The organism is Ruegeria sp. CL3 (assembly GCF_056536505.1).
The window spans coordinates 96,313-117,310 of the sequence record NZ_JBQFPT010000010.1 but is presented as its reverse complement, the minus strand read 5'-3'; the positions used below and the strand labels follow the sequence as shown (position 1 = coordinate 117,310).

At 57.2% G+C, this 20,998-nt stretch carries 21 protein-coding genes and 1 tRNA gene; 7 read left to right on the top strand and 15 right to left on the bottom strand.

The annotated features are described in order from the left end of the window. The first annotated feature begins 2 nt into the window (after positions 1 to 2). The gene (locus tag ACR0NO_RS15890) at positions 3 to 1,424 is read left to right on the top strand and encodes a pyridoxal phosphate-dependent decarboxylase family protein (protein ID WP_480724647.1); all 1,422 of its coding nucleotides are present in this window, start codon (positions 3 to 5) and stop codon (positions 1,422 to 1,424) included. Here ACR0NO_RS15890 and ACR0NO_RS15885 read toward each other — a convergent pair. From ACR0NO_RS15885 to ACR0NO_RS15870, 4 genes are all read right to left on the bottom strand, one after another. Then, complete coding sequence (locus ACR0NO_RS15885; protein ID WP_480724719.1) at positions 1,421 to 3,061, bottom strand: sulfatase-like hydrolase/transferase; 1,641 nt, start codon at positions 3,059 to 3,061, stop codon at positions 1,421 to 1,423. The genes ACR0NO_RS15890 and ACR0NO_RS15885 overlap by 4 nt on opposite strands. 93 nt (positions 3,062 to 3,154) lie before the next feature. Continuing rightward, positions 3,155 to 3,391: a (Na+)-NQR maturation NqrM gene (nqrM, locus tag ACR0NO_RS15880; RefSeq protein WP_170377292.1), complete on the bottom strand. Its 237-nt coding sequence runs from the start codon at positions 3,389 to 3,391 to the stop codon at positions 3,155 to 3,157. A 15-nt stretch (positions 3,392 to 3,406) separates the two neighbouring features. Continuing rightward, positions 3,407 to 4,432, bottom strand: a complete 1,026-nt coding sequence (locus tag ACR0NO_RS15875) for an FAD:protein FMN transferase (RefSeq protein WP_480724646.1) — start codon at positions 4,430 to 4,432, stop codon at positions 3,407 to 3,409. Between the two features lie 66 nt (positions 4,433 to 4,498). Then, a complete protein-coding gene (locus tag ACR0NO_RS15870; protein ID WP_170377287.1) occupies positions 4,499 to 4,684 on the bottom strand; it encodes a hypothetical protein in 186 nt (61 codons plus the stop codon). A 112-nt stretch (positions 4,685 to 4,796) separates the two neighbouring features. Between ACR0NO_RS15870 and ACR0NO_RS15865 the strand changes: the two genes are divergently transcribed. Continuing rightward, a complete protein-coding gene (locus tag ACR0NO_RS15865; RefSeq protein WP_170481434.1) occupies positions 4,797 to 5,321 on the top strand; it encodes a CBS domain-containing protein in 525 nt (174 codons plus the stop codon). A gap of 43 nt (positions 5,322 to 5,364) precedes the next feature. On the opposite strand, the gene ACR0NO_RS15860 is transcribed toward ACR0NO_RS15865, so the two are convergent. Continuing rightward, a complete protein-coding gene (locus ACR0NO_RS15860; RefSeq protein ID WP_480724645.1) occupies positions 5,365 to 6,108 on the bottom strand; it encodes a metallophosphoesterase family protein in 744 nt (247 codons plus the stop codon). A gap of 125 nt (positions 6,109 to 6,233) precedes the next feature. On the opposite strand from ACR0NO_RS15860, the gene ACR0NO_RS15855 reads away from it, so the two are divergent. Together ACR0NO_RS15855 and tviB are read left to right on the top strand one after the other, a co-directional pair. Further along, on the top strand, positions 6,234 to 7,247 hold the full coding sequence (locus ACR0NO_RS15855) for an SDR family NAD(P)-dependent oxidoreductase (protein WP_480724644.1): 1,014 nt from the start codon (positions 6,234 to 6,236) through the stop codon (positions 7,245 to 7,247). Positions 7,248 to 7,262: 15 nt separating this feature from the next. Beyond that, positions 7,263 to 8,546, top strand: coding sequence for a Vi polysaccharide biosynthesis UDP-N-acetylglucosamine C-6 dehydrogenase TviB (tviB, locus tag ACR0NO_RS15850; protein ID WP_480724643.1), 1,284 nt, complete (start codon positions 7,263 to 7,265; stop codon positions 8,544 to 8,546). 57 nt (positions 8,547 to 8,603) lie between these two features. On the opposite strand, the gene nqrF is transcribed toward tviB, so the two are convergent. From nqrF to ACR0NO_RS15820, 6 genes are read right to left on the bottom strand one after another with little or no spacing between them, the layout of a single operon-like run. After that, positions 8,604 to 9,827, bottom strand: a complete 1,224-nt coding sequence (nqrF, locus tag ACR0NO_RS15845; protein WP_480724642.1) for an NADH:ubiquinone reductase (Na(+)-transporting) subunit F — start codon at positions 9,825 to 9,827, stop codon at positions 8,604 to 8,606. Positions 9,828 to 9,837: 10 nt separating this feature from the next. Beyond that, positions 9,838 to 10,446 (bottom strand): NADH:ubiquinone reductase (Na(+)-transporting) subunit E, encoded by a 609-nt coding sequence (gene nqrE / locus ACR0NO_RS15840; RefSeq protein ID WP_170377273.1) that lies wholly within the window; start codon positions 10,444 to 10,446, stop codon positions 9,838 to 9,840. Continuing rightward, positions 10,446 to 11,099: an NADH:ubiquinone reductase (Na(+)-transporting) subunit D gene (locus ACR0NO_RS15835; RefSeq protein ID WP_152460184.1), complete on the bottom strand. Its 654-nt coding sequence runs from the start codon at positions 11,097 to 11,099 to the stop codon at positions 10,446 to 10,448. Before ACR0NO_RS15835 ends, nqrE begins: the two co-directional genes overlap by 1 nt. Next, on the bottom strand, positions 11,099 to 11,926 hold the full coding sequence (locus ACR0NO_RS15830) for a Na(+)-translocating NADH-quinone reductase subunit C (RefSeq protein ID WP_170554954.1): 828 nt from the start codon (positions 11,924 to 11,926) through the stop codon (positions 11,099 to 11,101). The genes ACR0NO_RS15835 and ACR0NO_RS15830 overlap by 1 nt, the downstream gene beginning before the upstream one ends. Next, positions 11,919 to 13,127, bottom strand: coding sequence for an NADH:ubiquinone reductase (Na(+)-transporting) subunit B (locus ACR0NO_RS15825; RefSeq protein WP_480724641.1), 1,209 nt, complete (start codon positions 13,125 to 13,127; stop codon positions 11,919 to 11,921). The genes ACR0NO_RS15830 and ACR0NO_RS15825 overlap by 8 nt, the downstream gene beginning before the upstream one ends. A gap of 5 nt (positions 13,128 to 13,132) precedes the next feature. Then, the gene (locus tag ACR0NO_RS15820) at positions 13,133 to 14,476 is read right to left on the bottom strand and encodes a Na(+)-translocating NADH-quinone reductase subunit A (protein ID WP_480724640.1); all 1,344 of its coding nucleotides are present in this window, start codon (positions 14,474 to 14,476) and stop codon (positions 13,133 to 13,135) included. Positions 14,477 to 14,772: 296 nt separating this feature from the next. Between ACR0NO_RS15820 and ACR0NO_RS15815 the strand changes: the two genes are divergently transcribed. Next, complete coding sequence (locus ACR0NO_RS15815; protein WP_480724639.1) at positions 14,773 to 15,888, top strand: THUMP domain-containing class I SAM-dependent RNA methyltransferase; 1,116 nt, start codon at positions 14,773 to 14,775, stop codon at positions 15,886 to 15,888. A 105-nt stretch (positions 15,889 to 15,993) separates the two neighbouring features. Beyond that, a tRNA-Pro gene (locus tag ACR0NO_RS15810) sits at positions 15,994 to 16,070 on the top strand. Positions 16,071 to 16,320: 250 nt separating this feature from the next. Here the strand turns inward: ACR0NO_RS15810 and ACR0NO_RS15805 are convergent. The 4 genes from ACR0NO_RS15805 to ACR0NO_RS15790 all read right to left on the bottom strand — a co-directional run bounded on the left by ACR0NO_RS15805 (position 16,321) and on the right by ACR0NO_RS15790 (position 19,682). Further along, positions 16,321 to 17,211: an EamA family transporter gene (locus ACR0NO_RS15805; RefSeq protein ID WP_480724638.1), complete on the bottom strand. Its 891-nt coding sequence runs from the start codon at positions 17,209 to 17,211 to the stop codon at positions 16,321 to 16,323. Positions 17,212 to 17,269: 58 nt separating this feature from the next. Beyond that, entirely contained in the window at positions 17,270 to 17,893 is a 624-nt protein-coding gene (gene wrbA, locus ACR0NO_RS15800; RefSeq protein WP_170472425.1) for an NAD(P)H:quinone oxidoreductase, read from the bottom strand. 104 nt (positions 17,894 to 17,997) lie between these two features. Then, positions 17,998 to 18,867 (bottom strand): LysR family transcriptional regulator, encoded by an 870-nt coding sequence (locus ACR0NO_RS15795; RefSeq protein WP_480724637.1) that lies wholly within the window; start codon positions 18,865 to 18,867, stop codon positions 17,998 to 18,000. A 359-nt stretch (positions 18,868 to 19,226) separates the two neighbouring features. Further along, positions 19,227 to 19,682 carry an Lrp/AsnC family transcriptional regulator gene (locus ACR0NO_RS15790; RefSeq protein WP_480724636.1) on the bottom strand — a complete coding sequence of 152 codons (456 nt, stop codon included), beginning with the start codon at positions 19,680 to 19,682 and terminating at the stop codon, positions 19,227 to 19,229. A 115-nt stretch (positions 19,683 to 19,797) separates the two neighbouring features. Here ACR0NO_RS15790 and ACR0NO_RS15785 point away from each other — a divergent pair, with 115 nt between their 5' ends. Further along, a complete protein-coding gene (locus ACR0NO_RS15785; RefSeq protein ID WP_480724635.1) occupies positions 19,798 to 20,997 on the top strand; it encodes a methionine gamma-lyase in 1,200 nt (399 codons plus the stop codon). The last annotated feature ends 1 nt before the right edge of the window (position 20,998 follow it).

Genomic DNA, 20,998 nt, shown 5'->3' with positions numbered 1-20,998 from the left:
ACGTGGATCATCAGAAATTGCCAGAGAAAGGCCGCCCCGAGGGCGATATCCTGGACCAGTTAAAATCCTTCGCCGAAAACGACCCGAACTACCGTGAGGGCCGAACGTGGAGCCTTGTTTATCATCTGGACGATGACCACGACGCCTTCACAGCCAAGGCCTATAGCGCGTTCTCTTCGGCAAACGGGTTGAATCCGGCAGCGTTTCAAAGCCTCAAACGGATGGAGACGCAGATCATCTCAACCATGGCTGGGTTGTTGCAGGGCGGACCGGACACCTGCGGCGTCGTCACTGCGGGCGGCACCGAGAGCTGTCTGATGGCGGTCAAAACCTACCGGGACATGGCGCGCAAAAAGCGCAAGGTGACCCGTCCAAACATGATCCTGCCTAAGACAGCGCATGTCGCATGGTTCAAGGCGACCGAATACTTCGGCGTCAAGGCCCGTCTTTTGCCGATGACGCCAGACTACGCCACCGATATCTCCAAACTTAAAAGGATGATTGACGCGGGTACTGTCATGATCCTCGGCTCCGCGCCGGAATACCCGCATGGTACAATTGATCCAATCGCCGAGATGGGCGCAATCGCGCAGTCCAAAGGCATTCCATTGCATATCGACGCCTGCGTCGGCGGGCTGATCCTTCCCTTTATGGAACAGAACGGCGTTGACCTGCCAGATTGGGATTTCCAGGTGCCGGGGGTGACGTCCATCTCGGCCGATCTGCATAAATACGGCTATGCAGCTAAGGGGGCATCGACCATCCTTTATCGCAATCTGGACCTGTTGAAGTACCAGATGTTCGTCTGCCAGGACTGGCCTGGAGGGGTCTTTGCCTCACCCGCCCTACTGGGTACCAGACCGGGCGGAGCCTATGCCGCCGCCTGGGCTGTGATGCAGAAACTCGGTGAGGACGGCTACTGCCGGTTGGCGAAAGACACCACCGAAGCGGTCGAGACGTTGAAGGCGGGAATAGCGGCGATAGACGGCCTGCGCATTCTGGGAAACCCGCAAGGGCCGCTGCTGGCCTATGGCTCAACCGATCCGAAGCTCAACATCTATGCCGTGGCGGATCAGCTGGAGCGCGCCGGTTGGAGCATCAATCGCGTTCAAAACCCAGATGGCATCCATTGCATGGTCACCGCCAAACACCGGCATGTCACTGATGAATACCTGGCCGATCTCGCCCAGGCGGTTGCTACCGTTCGCGCCGACCCCGAGCTCGCCAAAACCGGAGGGGCCGCGACCTATGGCATGATGGCCCATGTCCCGCTGCGCGGCATGGTGAAATCCAAAGTGTTGGATGTGTTTGCCGAGATGTACCGGGCCGGTGGTGGAGATTTGCATCTGGATGACGGCAAGACCCCGAAACTGTTGGAGCGCGGCATGGCCCGATATGTTCAGTGGAAAGCGCGGCGCAGTTAGTCCTTCAGATAACTCTTGTACGGCTTGGCTTTGCGGTTTCGGTATTTGACCGTCAGGTCTAGCGGCATGTCATTTTCGTCGTAGATCCCCAACACGATCCCCCTGCCCCGGCTTTTGGTTCGCATCTCGATCAGTTGCTGTTCAGACCGCGTAGTGCGCTGTGACGGGCGGCGTGCCCAGGCAAACAGGTGGTCATACATTTCACCGATCACCTCGGCATGATCTTCGCTGTCGCCCAGATCAACCAGCTCCTCCGGGTCGTTCTCCAGATCGAACAGGATCGGACGGTGCCCACCTTCGCAATGGATCAGCTTCCAGCGTTTGTTGGCGACCATGAACATCACCGCATCGCGGACAGAGGCGTTCATCCGCTCGGCAATAGGCGACGCGGAATAGTCGTATTCGCAGATCACCACATCCCGAGGCCGGTCCTGTGTCTGTCCATGCAGGATCGGCAACAGGGAATGACCTTCGAGGATATGATTGGCGACGTCGCCTCCGGCCACTTCGACGAATGTCGGAGCTAGATCAATGGATTCAACCAGCGCATCGCTCACCGTGCCTCGGGTTGCGTCGGCCTCTGGCGAAGGGTCATAGACAATCAGCGGCATTTTGGTCGAGGTATCGTGGAAGAACGTTTTTTCGCCCATCCAATGGTCCCCTAGAAAATCACCATGATCCGAGGTCAGGACGATCATCGTATCTTCCATCCGGCCGGTCCGCTCCATCCAGTCAAACAACCGGCCCATCTGGTCATCAGCCTGCTTTATGAGGCCCATATAGGCGGGGATCACCGCCTCGCGCACATCCTGGCGCGAGAATGTCTCGCCGATTTTGGTCTCCATGAACGCGTTCAACACCGGGTGCGCATTCTTACGTTCCTCGTCGGATCGCACCACCGGCAGCACATGCTCAGGCCCGTACATTGAGGCATAGGGTTCAGGTACGATATAGGGCCAGTGCGGTTTGATGAAGCTCAGATGGCAGCACCATGGGGCGTCACGGGTCTCCATGAATTCGATCCCGCGCCCGGTCAGATAGGGTGTCTCGCTGTCTTCCTCGGCGATATTTGCTGCCTCGGATGAGTTCTTCAGGAACCAGCCAGACAGAACATTGCCATCTGCGTCCAATCCAGAATTTGCGAAGTCATGCCAGGGGTTGTCGCTCTCATAGCCTTTGTCTCGCAGATACTCATTGTAGGCCTTGGCCCCATCGGGGTCGTAAAACCCGTCCGGCCCTTCAGGGCGCATTCCGTCATCGCGTTCGAAGACATCAAAACCACATTCCGCCACACGAGCGCCAATCAGACTGTCCGGTTCAAGACCGAGCCGCGCCATGCCTTCCGCATCCGCGCGCATATGGGTTTTACCGACCAGCCAGCATTCCATCCCAGCCTTGCGCAGGTGGTCGCCCATGGTCATCTCGCCGACCTTTAAGGGGATCCCGTTCCACGAGGCTCCATGCGAATGCACATACCGACCCGTATAGGTCGACATGCGCGAACTGCCACAGATCGGCGATTGGATATAGGCGCGATTAAATCGCACACCCCGAGCGGCCAATCGGTCGATATTCGGCGTTTGAAGATGCGGGTGCCCGTAGCAGCTCAGGTAATCCCAGCGCAGCTGGTCGAACATGATGAACAGGATATTCTTGGCTTTGGCCACATGTGCCTCCGGTCTGGTCCGGAGGCTATCTAGCCAATTCCCGAAGGGCAGCGCAAATGCTGATTAGGCCTGACGCTCCATCTGCTCCAGCATCTTCTTGGCGCGTTTGCATTGCAGCTGATCCCGCAGAGGGCTGTCGGGGTCGATGTCCTTTTGGCAAACCACGCATTTATCCGCGCCCGAGATCGCGTTCAGACCACCGCAGCTGCCCTTGATGGTTTTACCCATCAACATCACGCCCAGCGACATGCCAACCATGACCAGAGACAGAAGAATAAAGGCCAGAATGAAGGTGCTCATCTCGGTTCCTACCAATCAGTTGGTGCCCAGTGCGTCTTTGAACGCGCTGCTATGCGACGTTATATAGGCATCATCGCCGCCTGTCACATCCCGCGAGATGAAATACACGGCAAGTTTATGCTCTTCGGCCAGTTGCATACCCTTTTCCTGACCCAGCGCCAGCATTGCAGTCGCCCAGGCATCCGCCATCATGGCGGTTTCCGCCAGAACCGTGACCGAGGTCGTGCGATGCGTGATCGGACGCCCGTTTGTGGGGTCGATGATATGCGAATAGCGCACGCCGTCCTGTTCGAAGTAGTTCTTGTAGTCGCCCGAGCTGGCCATACCGCGATCGTCCAGCGACACGATCAGCTGCAGGCTCTGGGACCCTGCCTGAGGCTTTTCGATCCCGATCTGCCACGTTTCGCCCTTGTCGTTCTGGCCTTTTGAGACCAGATCACCGCCGATCTCGACTAGATAGTTTTCGATGCCTGCGTCCCGCAGGGTCTCGGCGACGGCGTCAATGCCATAGCCCTTGGCAATGGCCGACAGATTGATCCCAACGCCAGGTTCGGATTTTGCCAGCGTTCCTGCCTCAGCATCCAGCGTCAAAAGCCGATTTTGTCCAACGCCTGCCAGCGCGGCCTCGATATCAGCATCCGACGGCACAGGGTCTTCAGGCTTGCGCGGGCCAAAGCCCCAAAGTTCGATCAACGGGCCGAGTGTGACGTCAAAGGCTCCATCGGTTTTGTTATGAACGTCATTTGCGGCGGCCAGAACCAGCGCGAATTCGTCGGAGACAGCAACAGGGTCGGTGCTGGTGGACGCCGAAAAGGTGGAAACCTCGGAATTCGGATCCCAGTTCGACATCTTGGCGTTGACCGCAGCCAGAGTCTCCTCAACCGATGCAGCCAACGCGGTTTCGTCCAGATCCTCACCAATCGCAGTGACATTGAAGGTCGTGCCCATGGTCTCACCCGACAGGCGCACCACTTCGGGTTCCTTGTCGAACAGGCAGCCGGTCAAAAGGGTGATAAGGGCCAGCGCAGGCAGTAGACGCATGGATCAGTCTCCGGGAAAAGCAGTGCCCGGCATATGCCAGCCACCCCGGTCAGAGTCAAACCGGCTTCACAGCTTCAGCGGCAAAAAGCCCAACATCAAAAGGCCGATCCCGGCTGGAAGCCCGAACAGCCAGGCCCGCTTCTGCCACCCGTCCGGCTGCTGTTTCCACACCATCCGGAAATTATGGCCGCAGACGACCACAACAAAGAAAATCAGCGCTGCAATGGGGGGTGTCAGATAGATATCACTCAAAGGCTAGGACTCCGGGTTTTCGCCGATGCGGGCATTTGCACCCTATACAGGCCATTTAGCTGCGCTAAGGTGAAAGGGAAAGACTTTGCAAGAACCAAAAAGGAGATTGCCCATGGCCCCAACCTCATACCAGGCCCCCACACGCGGCGACAAGCAGGACAAGTCCACCTACAGCCAGTCGACGGGATCGAACCTGTCGCAGTCGCAGACGACCGTGGCGAAACTGCTTGAGGGGAAAGGCGACGCGGTGTTCTCGGTCCGTCCGAACGAGACGATCCACACGGTGGTGAATATTCTCAAGGAAAAACACATCGGTGCCGTTCTGGTGACCGACCAGAATGGCGCGCTGCAGGGCATCCTGTCCGAGCGTGACATCGTGCGCCGGATGGCTGATACGCCCGGCCAGACCCTGCCGCAATCGGTCGAGGATCTGATGACCAAGGAGGTTCAGAGCTGCGCGCCCGACGATACGCTGAATGCGGTTCTCAAAACCATGACCGAAGGCCGCTTCCGTCATATGCCAGTTGTCCGCGATGGCCTTTTGTGCGGTATGATCACCATCGGTGACGTCGTGCATTTCCGTCTGAAAGAGCTGGAATACGAAGCGCTGCGCATGAAGCAAATGATCGTGGGCTAAAGCAACCCGGCCCGCGGCGACCTGACGCCTCGGGCCAGACAAGCTAAGCTGTTGCCGTGAACTTGACCCCTCCGGGGTACAACTCAGCAGCGGTCAGGCAGTTGGTCGCGAAAGCGCCGGTGTCGATCGAAATCACCCCGTCCCGAACTTCGGCCTGATCAACGATCGTGTGCCCATGCACCACCCATTGACCATCCCGGCGCGGCTGCTGGCGGAACTTGGGATGGCCCCAAAGACAGGTTTTCCGGTCCTGTTTTCCTGCTGGTGTCCGAGGGTCCAGAGCGGCGTGAACGACCGAGACATTGCCGCTGGTCCACATCAGGGGCCGCTCGGTCAGCCAATCCACAAGCTCCTGCCCCATGGCAATTCGCAAACGCTCTGCCAGATCGCCCTGGTCGGCATCGAATTCTTTAATTCCAAAGGAGGCAAGCGTCTGGACACCACCGTTGTTCATCCACAGCGGGCCAATGCCAAACGGGTCTTCGAGAAACCGCAGCAACATCTCTTCGTGATTGCCTAAAAGGCACGTCACACGCCCGTTTGACGTTAAACTCAGATGTTTCAATTGCCGCAACACCTGCGCGCTGTAATCGCCCCGGTCGACATAATCGCCGACAAACACCCAGGGCAGGCCCTCATCAAGCTTCGGCAGTAGGGCTTGCAACAGGTCCAGACGTCCGTGGATATCTCCGACCGCCACGAAACGCGCCTCGGGCCTAATGCCCGACACATCCGCGCCGCGCATTCCGCCCGGCCCAAGCAGCCCTTTGATCCAGCCCGTCACCATGCAAAGACCTCTACTCTGACCGGATGCGACGGACAATCGGCAATCGGTCCGGAAACCGGCGGTTGACCAATGGCCGCGCAACCTTGATAGACATTGCAGACGGGTCGCCGAAGCGTGAGGGATGTATGAAGCGGGTTTTGATCACGGGCACGGCCGGATTTATCGGCTTTCACCTGGCGAAGCTGTTGCTGTCCGAAGGGTTCCGTGTGCATGGCTATGACGGGATGACCGACTATTACGACGTCGCCCTCAAGCAACGCCGCCATCAGATGTTGCTGCAAAATCCCGGCTTTACCACCACTGAAGACATGCTGGAAAATCATGAACGGCTGATGCAGGTCGCGGATGAGTTTCAGCCCGAGGTGATCATCCACCTCGCCGCTCAGGCCGGTGTGCGCTACAGCCTGGAAGAGCCGCGCAGCTACATCAACTCGAACGTCGTCGGCACGTTCAACGTGATGGAGGTCGCGCGCCAGCACAAGGTTCAGCATCTTCTGATGGCCTCGACGTCATCGGTCTACGGCGCCAATGAGGATATGCCCTTTACCGAGGTCGAAAAGGCCGACACGCAGCTGACCATCTATTCGGCCACCAAGAAAGCCAATGAGGCGATGGCCCATTCTTATGCCCATCTTTGGGACCTGCCGACCACCATGTTCCGGTTCTTCACGGTCTATGGCACCTGGGGGCGGCCCGATCTGGCGCTGTACAAGTTCGTCGACGCGATCCTCGAAGACCGCCCGATTGATATCTACAACCACGGCGACATGTATCGCGACTTTACCAATGTCGAGGATCTGGTCCGTGGCATCCGTTTACTGATCGACGTGCCTCCGGTGCGGCCTGCCAGCGCAGACGAGATCGAGGACGGCGACAGTCTGTCCCCCGCCGCGCCGTACCGCGTCGTAAATATCGGCAATGGTGAGAAGGTGCGCCTGATGGATTTCATTGAGGCCATTGAGGCGACGATCGGGAAAGAGGCCATCCGCAACTACATGCCCATGCAAATGGGCGACGTCCCCGCCACATGGGCTAAAACTGACCTGTTACAACGCCTGACAGGGTACCGCCCGGAAACCAATTTCAAAGACGGGATCGCGCAGTTTGTTGCGTGGTTTCGCGACTATCACGGCAAGTAGAGGGCCAAGACCGGAATGCTGGAAACCAATCCTGACGCCCGCAAAATCGCCGTGATTGGGTTGGGCTATGTAGGCCTGCCGCTGGCGGTTGCTTTCGGCAAGATCGGCCCCGTGGTCGGGTTTGATATCAACGCCGCACGTATCGACGCCTTGCGCAATGGTAAGGACGCAACGCTAGAGGTCGAGCCCGAAGACCTTGCCGCCGCGTCGGGCCTGAGTTTCACGACGCAAGCCTCCGACCTTGCGGCATGCGACACCTTCATCGTCACGGTGCCCACCCCAATCACCGCAGGCAAACAACCTGATTTAACACCTCTACTCGCGGCCTCGGAAACCGTGGGAATGGTCCTGAAACCCGGCGATCTGGTGATCTACGAATCCACCGTCTATCCCGGCGCGACCGAGGAAGACTGCGTACCAGTGCTGGAACGCACCTCGGGCTTGAGTTTCAACACTGATTTTTTTGCCGGCTACAGCCCCGAACGGATTAATCCCGGCGACAAGACCCATCGGATCGCGGATATCTGCAAGGTAACCTCGGGCTCGACCCCAAAGGTGGCGGAACTGGTCGATGCGCTCTACGCGCGGATCATCAAAGCCGGAACGCACAAGGCCGAAAGCATACGCGTGGCTGAGGCTGCAAAGGTGATCGAAAACACTCAGCGCGACCTGAACATCGCGCTGGTGAATGAGCTGGCGATGATTTTCGGCCGGATGGAGATCGACACCGAGGCCGTTCTGCGTGCGGCGGGAACCAAGTGGAACTTCCTACCCTTCCGCCCCGGTCTGGTCGGCGGGCACTGTATCGGCGTGGACCCCTACTATCTGACCCACAAAGCCGAGGCAGTGGGCCATCACCCTCAGATCATTCTGGCCGGGCGGCGGCTGAACGACCGGATGGGCAGTTATGTTGTGTCTCAACTGGTCAAACGCATGACCCGCAGCGGCATCAATGTCGGAGCGGCACGGGTCCTGGTTCTGGGCCTGACCTTCAAAGAAAACTGCCCCGACCTGCGCAACACACGCGTCGTTGATATCATTGAGGAATTGCAGAGCTATGGCATCAGCATTGATGTCCACGATCCCCATGCCGACCCCGCCGCAGCCGAGGCTGAATACGGCCTCTCGCTTTCGAGTTCCCCTCAGGACGGAACTTATGATGCAGTCGTTCTGGCCGTCGCGCATCAGGAATACAAAGACGCTGATCCGTCAACGTTCCGAGCTTACGGCAAACCCAACAGCGTGGTGTTCGACATCAAGTCCTGCCTGCCAAGGGACGCGAGTGACTTGAGGCTCTGACGCGGTCTGGAGTCCAACAAAAAAAGCCGGCGCACCACACGCCGGCTTTTTTGTCTCTCACCCGCCGAAATCGTCGAGCATGATGTCTTCGCGGTCCACACCCAGATCCAGTAGCATGTTGATGACCGACTGGTTCATAATTGGAGGACCACACATGTAGAACTCGCAATCCTCAGGCGCGGGGTGGTTCTTGAGGTATTCTTCGAACAGAACGTTGTGGATGAAGCCGGTATAGCCCTTCCAATCGTCCTCGGGCTGCGCATCCGACAAGGCGACGTGCCAATCGAAATTGTCGAACTCTTCGGCCAATTGGTCGAAATCCTCGACAAAGAACATCTCTTTCTTCGACCGCGCACCGTACCAGAAGCTGATCTTGCGATCACGGTTCTCAAGACGCTTGAGCTGGTCGAAGATGTGGCTGCGCATGGGGGCCATGCCCGCGCCACCGCCGATGAAGACCATCTCTTTTTGGGTTTCGCGGGCGAAGAACTCACCGAACGGACCCGAGATGGTGACCTTATCACCCGGTTTCAGGTTGAAGATGTATGACGACATTTGACCCGGAGGGATGCCATCGGAACCCGGAGGAGGCGAAGCAACACGGACGTTCAGCATGATCATGCCCTTTTCGTCCGGATAGTTCGCCATGGAATACGCACGCTCAATCGGTTCCGCGACGACAGACTCGTACTGCCACAGATTGAAGCGATCCCAGTCCTCGCGATATTCCTCTTCTACGTCGAAATCGGTGTATTTCAACTGGTGCGCGGGAGCTTCAATCTGGATGTAGCCACCAGCGCGGAAGTTCACGTCCTCGCCTTCGGGCAGGTCCAGGGTCAGAGCCTTGATGAAAGTCGCCACGTTCTCGTTCGAGCGAACGGTGCATTCCCATTTCTTGACGCCAAAGACTTCCTCGGGGACTTCGATGTCCATGTCCTGCTTGACCGCAACCTGACAGGACAGACGGTCGCCACAGGCCGCTTCACGCTTGGTGATGTGGCTTTCCTCGGTCGGCAGGATCGACCCGCCACCGGAATGCACTTTCACCCGACACTGCGCGCAGGTACCACCGCCACCACAGGCAGACGGAACGAAGAGCTTCTCGGCCGCCAAAGTCTGCAGCAGTTTGCCACCCGCGGGGACCGAGATGGTCTTTTCGCCGTTGATGGTGATGTTCACATCACCGGTCGAGACCAGTTTCGAACGGGCCGCCAGAATGATCGTCACCAGCGCGATGACGATCAATGTGAAAAGGGCAACGCCTAAACCAAAAGTTTCCATTCTGCCCTCCTTACAGTTTCACGCCCGAGAAGGACATGAAGGCCATCGCCATCAGACCCGCGGTGATGAAGGTGATCCCCAGACCTTGCAGACCGTCGGGAATGTCCGAGTATTTCAGCTTTTCGCGAACGCCCGCCATTGCAGTGATTGCCAGTGCCCAACCAAAGCCCGATGACAGGCCATAAGTGGTTGCCTCGGCAAAGTTGTAGTCCCGTTCCACCATGAACAGCGAACCACCCAGGATGGCGCAGTTCACCGTGATGAGCGGCAGGAAGATCCCCAGCGCGTTGTAGAGCGGCGGGAAATACTTATCCAAAACCATCTCGAGGATCTGAACCATCGCCGCAATCACGCCGATATACGAGATCAGGCCAAGAAAGGTCAGGTCAACATTGGGGAACCCAGCCCAAGACAGCGCACCCGGTTTCAGCAAGTAGTTAAGCAGCAGGTTGTTGGCAGGAACGGTAATGGCCTGCACGACCATGACCGATATCCCCAGACCCAGCGCGGTCGAGATCTTCTTCGACACGGCGATGAAGGTACACATCCCCAGAAAGAAGCTGAGCGCAAGGTTTTCGACAAAGATGGCCTTTACGGCCAGTGAGATCAGACCTTCCATCAGTGGGCCTCTACCTGCTGAATTTTGTATTCACGCTCTTCCACCTGGTTCGGCTTCCATGTGCGGAAGGCCCAGATGATCAGACCGATGATGAAGAACGCCGACGGGGGCAGCAGCAGCATGCCGTTGGGCACGTACCAGCCTCCGTTGTTGACGGTCTCCAGAATGGTGACACCGAACAGCGACCCGGCACCGAACAGCTCACGAATGAAGCCGACCAGCAGCAGGATCAGGCCATAGCCCATACCGTTGCCCATGCCGTCGATAAAGGACGCAACCGGAGGGTTCTTCATGGCAAACGCCTCGGCGCGGCCCATCACGATACAGTTGGTGATGATCAGGCCGACGAAAACCGACAGGGTTTTCGAGATCTCAAACGCATAAGCCTTGAGGATCTGGTCCACCAGGATCACCAGCGAGGCGATGATCACCATCTGCACGATGATCCGGATCGAGCCGGGAATTTGGTTGCGCAGGCATGAGATGAAGAAGGACGAGAATGAGGTCACGAAGATCACCGCCAGCGCCATCACCATCGACACCTGCAGCGACGAGGTCACCGCCAGCGCCGAACAAATGCCCAGCACCTGCAAGGTGATCGGGTTGTTGTCGACAAGCGGGTCGACCAGCATCTCTTTCTTGGTCTGGGACATCAGAGCTCTCCTGCTTGCAGTTTGGCCAGAAACGGTGCGTAGCCCGCATCGCCCATCCAGAATTTCACCAGGTTATCGACACCGACCGAGGTCAAAGTGGCACCCGCCAAGGCGTCGATATAGAAGTCGGGTCCGGCGGCAGGCTGGGATTTCGACACGGTGATTTGCAGATCACCATTATCGTCGCGCAGCTTCTTACCATTCCACAGGGCCTTCCAGCGCGGGTTGTCCACCTCGGCCCCAAGGCCGGGGGTTTCACCGTGCTGATAGAACTGCAGGCCATAAATGTCGTTGCCGTTATTCTCCAAAGCGATAAAGCCATAGAGTGTAGACCAAAGACCGTAGCCATGCAGCGGTAGGATAACCTTATCCAAGGCCCCTGCATCATCGCGCAGCAGGTAGATCACGCGATAGTTCGACTTGCGGCCAATGCCCGCCGGGTCATCATCCAGCGCGACGCTCAGCTCAGGGTCGCTAGCGGCTGCGATATCGTCGAATGTGGCCGGATCAAACTGATCGTCGACAAACTCACCAGTCGCCAGTTCCAGCACATGAGGCTCAAACGCGGCGAAGGCTTCGGTCACGTCGATGCCAGGCTCATAGACGCCCGCAACCTGCAAAACGTTGACCTGTTTGTCCTTCAGGCGGTTGGTCTCCTGCACCGGGCGCAAGCTAACAGCGGCCGCGGACACGACCATCGAGGCGACCAGGCAGACAGCAACCGCGATGATAATCGTCTTGCCGACAGAGTCCGGCGAGGCTGCCAGGAACTTGGCGATCGCGCCTTTAGGTGCCTCGTTTTGATCTGGGGATTGCGTATCAGACATGGCGACGCGCCCTCCGTTTGATGTTGGCTTGGACGACGAAGTAGTCGATCAGCGGAGCAAAGACGTTGCCGAACAGAATGGCCAGCATCATTCCTTCGGGGAAAGCCGGGTTGATGACACGGATCATCACAACCATGATACCGATCAGCGCGCCATAGATGTAGCGACCCATGTTGGTGTGGCTAGCCGAAACAGGCTCGGTCACCATGAAGGCCAGACCGAAGGCATACCCACCGATGACAACATGCCAGTACCAAGGCATCGCGAACATCGGGTTTGTGTCCGAACCGATCAGGTTCAGCAGTAGAGTAAAGCCAATCGTGCCAGCCAGACAGCCGACAATCAGGCGGTAGTTGGCGATCCGCGTAGCCAACAGGAAGGCCAGACCGATCATACAGGCCAGCGTTGAGGTTTCACCAAAGCTGCCCTGGATCGACCCGAAGAACGCGTTCCACCAGGTGATGCCATCAGCCGCCAACGCCTGGAAGCCCTGCGACGCGGAGACGGACAGCGCGGTTGCGCCCGAGAAGCCATCAACCGGTGTCCATACCGTGTCACCGGACATGCTCGCCGGATAGGCGAAATACAGGAACGCACGACCAACCAGAGCCGGGTTCAGGAAGTTCTTGCCGGTGCCGCCGAAGACTTCTTTCCCGATTACAACGCCGAAGATGATCCCTAATGCTACCTGCCAGAGAGGCGCGGTTGCGGGCATGATAAGCGTGTAAAGCATTGAAGTAACAAGGAAACCCTCGTTCACCTCATGGCCCCGCACAGTGGCAAAGATGACCTCAAAGATACCACCCGCGACAAGCGTCACGATGTAGATCGGCAGGAAATAAGTGAGCCCGTGCATCACATTGGCAAAGACGCTGGTGGGGTCCAGCGAGATACCAAACATCTGCAGCAGAGCAATCCGCCAGCCGGTGGCCGATTCAGGCCCCAACAGCGCAATGGCCGAGTTCGCCTGATAGCCGGTATTGTACATCCCCCACAGGATACAGGGGATCGTCGCGATTACGACGTAGGTCATGATCCGCTTCATGTCGATATACGACCGAGCATGCGGCGCGGCGGTGGTTACAGTTTTCGGAGTGTAGATGAAGCTTTCCACCATCTCGTAGATGGGGAAGTACTTCTCGTACTTGCCGCCCTTGGTAAAGTTTGGCTCGATCCGATCAAAGAAGCTGCGCAAACCCATTTGGATCAGCCCTCCTTTTCAATCTTGGCAAGGCAGTCGCGAAGCGCCAGCCCATATTCATATTTCGCCGGACAGGCAAAGCCGACAAGGCCCAGATCCTCTTCGTCCAGCTCCAGTGCACCCAGTGCCTGAGCGGTATCGGTGTCCATCACCAGCAAGGCTCGCAGCAGCTGCGTGGGCAGGTAATCCTGCGGCATCAACCGTTCGAACACGCCCGTCGGTACCATCGCGCGACGGCCACCATTCAGGTTGCTGGTCAGATTATACAGTTTGTTCGACAATGCCGAACCCAGAACCGGTTGGACCGAGTATTTCGACGGCATCGGCCGAATCCAGCCCATCGGAATTTGATCGTGGTCTTCCCGGATGATGGTGATCTGACGCGCGAAGCGGCCCAGATAGGCCGTCGGTCCCTCGGCCTGAGTACCCGACAGAACCGAGCCCGAAATAATCCGGGGTGTTCCGTCCAAGTTGATCTCATCCTTCGTCAGCTCATCTGTCGACGCACCCATTGCGGTGCGGATCAAACGCGGCTGACGTGCGCCCGGTCCGGACAGAGCGATCACAATATTCGGATCCAGATGGCCGGACTGCATCAGGCGGCCGATCGCGATAACATCCTGATATCCGATGGTCCAAACCTGTTTGTCGCCTGCCAGCGGCTCCAGGAAGTGGATGTGAGTACCCGCCAGACCGGCAGGGTGCGGGCCTGCGAAGGCCGCCGCTTCCACTCCGGCCACGTCTGCACCGGGAATTGCGTCGCCATCCTTGTGGCACAGGTAGGTCTTACCATCCGACAGCTTGGCAACCGCCGCCAGACCGGCGGCAAAGGCTTCCCCCGCATCACCGATGATCACCGCGGCATCAGCGGCCAGCGGCTCGCTGTCCATCGCTGTTACAAAGATCGCCGCCGGTTTGGTGCCAGGGGCCGGCATCTTCGAATAGGGCCTTGTGCGGAACGCCGTCCAAAGACCCGCCGCGCAGAGTTTTTCTGCCACGCCCTCGGCCGTATCGCCATTGCCCACGCCCGAGAAATCGACGCCCGCGTCATTCGGGTCGGAGATTTCGATCACAACGCTTTGCAAAACGCGGCGCGCACCCCGGTTGATCTGAATGACCTTGCCGGTCATCGGGGCAACCATCATCGCCTCGGGGACGTCTTTGTGGCAGAACAGCGGAGTGCCACGCTGCACCTCATCGCCTTCCTGAACCAGCATACGGGGTTTCAACCCCAAATAGTCGCCGCCCAATGCCGCAACCTGGCTGAATTCCGGCCCTGGCTGGATCGTTTGATCCGGGGCACCCTCAATCGGCAATTCCAGCCCTTTTTTCAGTTTGAAAGTTTGCATCTCGCTACTGTCTTCCAAGCCTCTCTCCTGCGCCAGCTATCATAGCCCAATTGGAAGAGGCATCTGATAGCGCGGATGATGAACCGACCGAGTCGCAAAGAGCTATTTGCTGGTCGGAATCCGCAGGCGTGTGTCTGATGTCGGTCCTTTACGCGCCGACGACCAGAAACGCAAACCCGTTAGGCTCGAAATTATCTATTGTTTGTCACTTTGTCTTAATCGAATGTTCATATTGGCGCTAACACACCGATATTTTGCCGGTCGCACCTCTGCCGCATCCGGTGTAAGCAACAAAAATGAGCATGACCCACGACCTTGATATCTTCCTGGTGGCAACACCGGGCCTCGAAACCCCGCTCTGCGCCGAAGCCACGCAGCACGGATTCGCAGGCGCACGCGTCGTGCCCGGCGGCGTCAGCTGTACTGGCAACTGGTCTGAGGTCTGGCGGGCCAATCTTGTCCTGCGCGGTGCCAACAAGGTTCTGGTGCGCATCGGCAGCTTTCCTGCCGTCCATCTGGCCCAGCTGGATAAACGCGCGCGTAAGTTTCCCTGGTCGAACTTTCTTCGCCCCGACGTGCCCGTCAAGGTCGAAGCTACAAGCCGCAAGTCTCGCATTTACCATGCCGGGGCGGCGCGCCAGCGTATTGAGGGCGCAATCTCTGACACCCTGGGCGCAGCGATTTCTCCCGAGGCCGATCTGCGTGTTCTACTGCGCATCGAAAAGGATCTCTGCACGCTTTCGATCGACAGTTCAGGCGAGCCGCTGCACAAGCGCGGTCACAAAACCGTTGTCGCCAAAGCCCCCATGCGCGAGTCCATGGCCGCTATGTTCCTGCGCGAATGCGGGTTCGAGGGAACGGAGCCGGTTCTTGACCCTATGTGCGGCTCGGGCACCTTTGTGATTGAAGCCGCCGAGATCGCCCTTGGGCTGGCGCCGGGACGTTCGCGATCCTTCGCTTTCGAGCAGCTGTCCGGGTTCGACAAAGCGGCATGGCAGGCAATGCGGAGCGCGTGCCACCCATCCGAAAGCCCCCTTCAGTTTTACGGCTCCGACCGAAACACAGGCGCTGTCGAGGCCGCCTCTGCCAACGCCGAACAGGCCAGTGTGGCGGAGCACACCCGATTTCAGCATCGTTCAGTCAGCGATATCAAACCACCCCATGGGCCCGCTGGTCTAGTCATCGTGAATCCCCCATACGGCGCACGGATCGGTGACGAAAAACGTCTGCGTTCGCTATATGGCAGCCTTGGCAAAACGCTGATGAACCGCTTCCAGGGTTGGCGCGTCGGCGTCATCACCAGCGCCCCTGCCCTAGCCCGCGCGACGCGCCTGCCTTTTCTACCCACTGGTCCGTTCGTTGACCACGGAGGCACGAAAATTCGCCTGTATAGAACCGAGATTCTACAATAGTGCATTCAGCGCAACCCAGCTGAGTGCGCCAGGGCTTTTCCAATTTCCCGCGCAAGAATCCCTCTTGCGCATCCCAACCCACGCGTATAGACCCGCCGCCACGGTCGGAGTGTAGCTCAGCCTGGTAGAGCACTGTCTTCGGGAGGCAGGGGTCGGAGGTTCGAATCCTCTCACTCCGACCAATGAAACAAGGCGCCCAAGGGCGCCTTTGTTGTTTTCAGAGGAATGGCCACAACGATATCCGCAACGTTTCGTTCTATAGATGTGCTCAGTTCGTTCACTACCGACATCCACCAACTACTGAATTGGCACTTAATATCCTCTAATTTATAATTCCCGCTGCGTTCGTAAGCGCATCTGGAATGTAGGAGCTATAGACGTTTTCCAGGTTTTCGCGCGAGGTTGCAAAATAGGCCGTGGCTTCCTCCAGTGTCATGCCGCGCATGCTCGTCTCCAATTTTTTAAACCCGAATTGTCCCTTCGACTCACGCTTTGGCCAACCACAACAGAACCAATAACTATGGCTGCTCCTATCGACTGAGTGAGGCTAAGCGTTTGTCCCAAGTATACCCAGCCGAGCACGACAGCTGTAACAGGACTCATCATGCCAAGCATCGAGACTGCACTGGGCTCCAGGCGCGCTATGCCACGAAACCAAATGACATAGGTTGCTGCAGCACCAATCAACCCAAGCCAAATAAGGCCGGCGACATTTGTCGCGCTGAGTGCAGGTAGAGACGGCTCAAGAAACAGAGCGAGTGGCAGCAGTATCAAACCACCGGCTGTTAATTGCCACGCAGTGAAACTCAGCGCCGAGACCGGAGGCTGCCATTTCCGGCTTAGAACAGTGCCAGCAGCCATTGACGCGGCTCCTCCCAAACCCGCTACGATACCGATCCAATCAAGTTGTGCCGCAGGTCCGATCAGCAGCAGAGACACACCCATTGCGCCAGTCGCGGCGGCACCAAGTGCACCAAGTCGGATTGGGGTTCCCAGCCATCCCCACGCCATCAAAATCACGATCATCGCTTGCAACGATCCTAGGGTGGCGGCCACACCGCCAGGTAACCTATACGCAGCAACGAAGAGGAGCACCCAGAACAGAGCGAAATTGAGGCTGCCTAAGACGAAAGTGCGACCGAGCCATTCGCGTGGTGGAACGCAACGCGTCACTGCAAGCAACAACAAGCCAGCAGGCAGAGCTCGTAACGCAGCCAGGGTAATCGGATAGCCAGCCGGGAGCGCTTCGGTAGCTACCAAATAAGTGCTTCCCCATACCGCTGGGGCGAGTGAGGTGAGAAGAATATCGGTAAAGCGTGACATTGTATGTCTCCCGGCTGAAGCGTTTGAGAATTTGAGTGAAACGTCAGAGCAGCGCAGGTTACGCTGCTTCCGCTTGCAGGTTTGATCCAGCGAGGCACGCTGTAATCCTTGCAACATGAGCGCCCTGGAACCGCGCTCCGGCCAAGTCAGTTTCGGTAGGCGTGCGGGAACCATCAGCACCGGCGATCGTTCCGGCACCATATGGTGCGCCGCCAATGATTTCTTCTGATGTAGTCTGGCCAGCAAATGTGTAGGGTATTCCGGCAATCAGCATCCCAAAGTGTTGAAGCGGGACTTGCGTTGTCAGAAGGGTGGCCTCATGCCCACCGTGTTGCGAACCTGTTGATGCAAAGACCGCCCCGACTTTACCAACCAGTGCGTTCCTGGCCCAAAGCCCGCCAGCCTGGTCAAGGAAGGACTTCATTTGGCCAGCCATCATGCCAAATCGGGTCGGCGTTCCCAGAATTATTGCATCATAGCTTTCCAGGTCTGTCGGCGAGGCAATAGGTGTATCATCGACGACATAGCCGGCCTTTTGGCGGACTTCTTCAGGGACGGTTTCCGGCACACGCCGAACGTCAACTTCGATGCCAGGAACACTTCTGGCGCCTTCAGCCTCGGCACCGGCCAATGCGCGGACGTGGCCATAGCTTGAGTAGTAGAGAACGAGAATACGTGACATAAGAGACCTCTCAGGGCTGTGACTTTCCCTGAGAGAATGGAATTTGTTACGTCGCCAATTAAGTCTCGCTCTTTGACATCACTATTTACCTGTATTGAACAATGTCACGACCTGAGAGCCAGGCGCAGATGATCAAGAAAGGCTGTGACCTTTGCATCCATTCCCAAGCGAGATGCTGTAACGGCGAATACTTCTGGCGCGGGCAATTCGTGGTCAGGAAGAACTCTCACCAAGGCCCCGCTAGCTTCAGGAACATCAGAAACGAACTCAGGCAGGGTTCCGATACCTTGCCCCGCTATCAGCAGATCGCGCAAAACGAGGCTGTTGCCGACCCGCACGCGCGGATCAAGCTCTAATGCTGTGACACCGTTGGCGACCGAGAGCTTCCAGCTCGTCAAATGATCAGCGAGCAAAAAGCCGATGATTTCGTGGTTTTTAAGATCCGCCGGCTGGGTCGGCGTTCCGCATCGCTCCAAATAGTCAGGAGACGCAAATATTCTCTGCCGCATCACGCCAATCCGTCGGGCAACAAGTGCCGAATCCGGCATGGCAGCACGGATGCGTATCGATAGATCGAACCCGCCCTCGACCATATCAACCACCTTGTCGTCCATCGAAAGCGTAAATCGCAAATCGGGATAGGCTTCCAAAAACTCGGGCAGCATCGGTGCGATAACGGTTTGGCCGAAGGAGCTTGACGCATTCACCCGAAGGTGTCCGCGCACTGCTTTTGAACCATCCCTAATGGTCTGTTCCGTTTTTTCGACCGCGTCGAGAATTCCAATTGCATCTTGGTAATAAAGGCTGCCTGTGTGAGTCAGTGACATGGATCGGGTCGTTCTGGTCAGAAGGACGGTTCCCAGACTTTCCTCCAGAAGCTTGATTTCTCTGCTGAGAAGCGCAGGAGAAACACCAAGGTCTTCCGCCGCACGAGCAAAGCTGCCGCGTTCAACGATACGGCGAAAAGCTTGCATGACTGATAGTTTGTCCAACTCCAGGCCCCCGAGCATTTTTTTGAGCCGCCCAGTAGGGCGTAGTAAAACGTAAGTTATACGACCGTGTCACTGGTGCGAAGGGGTGACGCGCCTGTGTTGCTAGCGTTGATTTCCGGGCGATTGCAGAAGATGCAGAAAGGTGCCTCAAGGGTTCAATCAAGCTTCTCTCTTGAAGTCGCCACACGAACTTCCAAAGGAACAATAGAACATACAATCAAAGTACAGCCTTCAATACGCTTCACCGCTAATTACCGGCTTTCCAAAGAGCACTTAGAAGCAAGGGAGCATACAAAAGTTTAGGTAGGCATTCGGAGATAGTCCACTCTAACGCGGTCCATCTATCCGGGCGGAAAAACAGAAGTCTTTTTTACTGTTCCATAGACAAAGCTGGTGTCGATCGAGGCTATCCCACCGATCGGATGAATTCGGTGACGAATAAATTCCTCGTAGGCCTCGAGATCCGATACCAAAACCCGCAATTGGTAATCCATTGCCCCGGTCAGCACGTGGCATTCAAGAACTTCATCGATCTTCCGAACGCGCTTTTCGAAATTCTGAACGTCCGTTTCATTGTGTCGCTCTAACCGGATACGCACGAAGACGGTAATGGCCATCCCGTACGCGGCAGCGTCAACGTCAGCGCTGTATCCCTTTATTACTCCGTTGGCTTCTAAGTTTTTGACCCGGCGCAAACACGGTGAGGGAGACAAGTTCACCTCGTCGGCAAGATCCTGGTTCGTCATGCGCCCGTGTCGCTGAAGCGCTCGAATGATCTGCCTGTCCTTAGCGTCCATTTCACCCTCTTTCTTAGCAGAATGTGCCAATATTGTTACTAATTTTGGAATATTTCGCAACCATTAGCCCAAAGTAAAGGAGCAAACTAGCTTCAGCATGATTCAGGAGCTTCTAATGACTCGTCCAACAGGATTTGCCACCCGTGCCATTCACCACGCTTATAACCCTCTGGAAAATGACGGTGCGCTGACACCACCGCTGCATTTGACGTCCACGTTTACCTTTGAAACCGCAGAGGCTGGTGGAGAGATGTTCGCCGGCGAGCGTGAAGGTCATATCTACAGCCGTATTTCAAACCCTACATGCGACCTTCTTGAGCAACGCGTTGCCGTGCTTGAAGGGGCCGAGGCCGGGCTAGCTCTCTCAAGCGGCATGGGGGCGATCACGGCAGTGCTTTGGACCCTGCTGTCGCCAGGTGACGAAGTCATCGTGGACAAAACGCTCTATGGCTGCACCTTCGCCTTTTTGCGTCATGGTTTGGCGAAATGGGGGGTCACGATAACACATGTCGACATGACAGACCCTGAGAACCTGAAAGCGGCCGTTTCTGACAAAACCCGCGTTGTCTATTTCGAAACTCCGGCCAATCCGAACATGCGCTTGGTGGACATCGCCGCAAGCGCCGCAATTGCGCACTCAGTCGGTGCAACTGTCGTCGTCGATAACACTTATGCCAGCCCGTATCTGACCCGCCCGATCGAGCACGGCGCAGATATCGTTCTACACTCCGCTACCAAATATCTCGGCGGGCATGGAGACGTGGTCGCTGGCTTGGTTGTAGGAACCGCTGAACAGATTGCTGAAATCCGCCTTGTTGGGATGAAGGACATGACCGGCGCGGTAATGGCACCTTTCAACGCGATGCTAATCCTGCGTGGTCTGAAAACACTAAACCTGCGTCTGGATCGTCATTGTGTTTCTGCCAAGGTCGTCGCGAAGTTCCTTGAAGCGCACCCTGCCGTTGGTGAGGTTTATTTCCCCGGTCTTGAGAGCTTCGCACAGCACGATGTAGCGCAGCGACAGATGTCCCAACCCGGCGCTATGATAGCTTTCGAGATCAAGTCTGGCCTTTCCGGTGGAATTGAATTCATGAACCGCCTGAACATGATCCAGCGCGCGGTGTCGTTGGGCGATGCGGAAACACTGATCCAGCACCCAGCATCGATGACCCATTCGACATATACGCCCGAAGAACGGGCCGAGCATGGGATCAGTGATGGCCTAATCCGCCTGTCCGTCGGGCTGGAGGATGTTGAAGATATCCTTGCAGACCTGGAGCAAGCTTTGCCCTACCCTGCCCGCAGCGCCGCCTGAA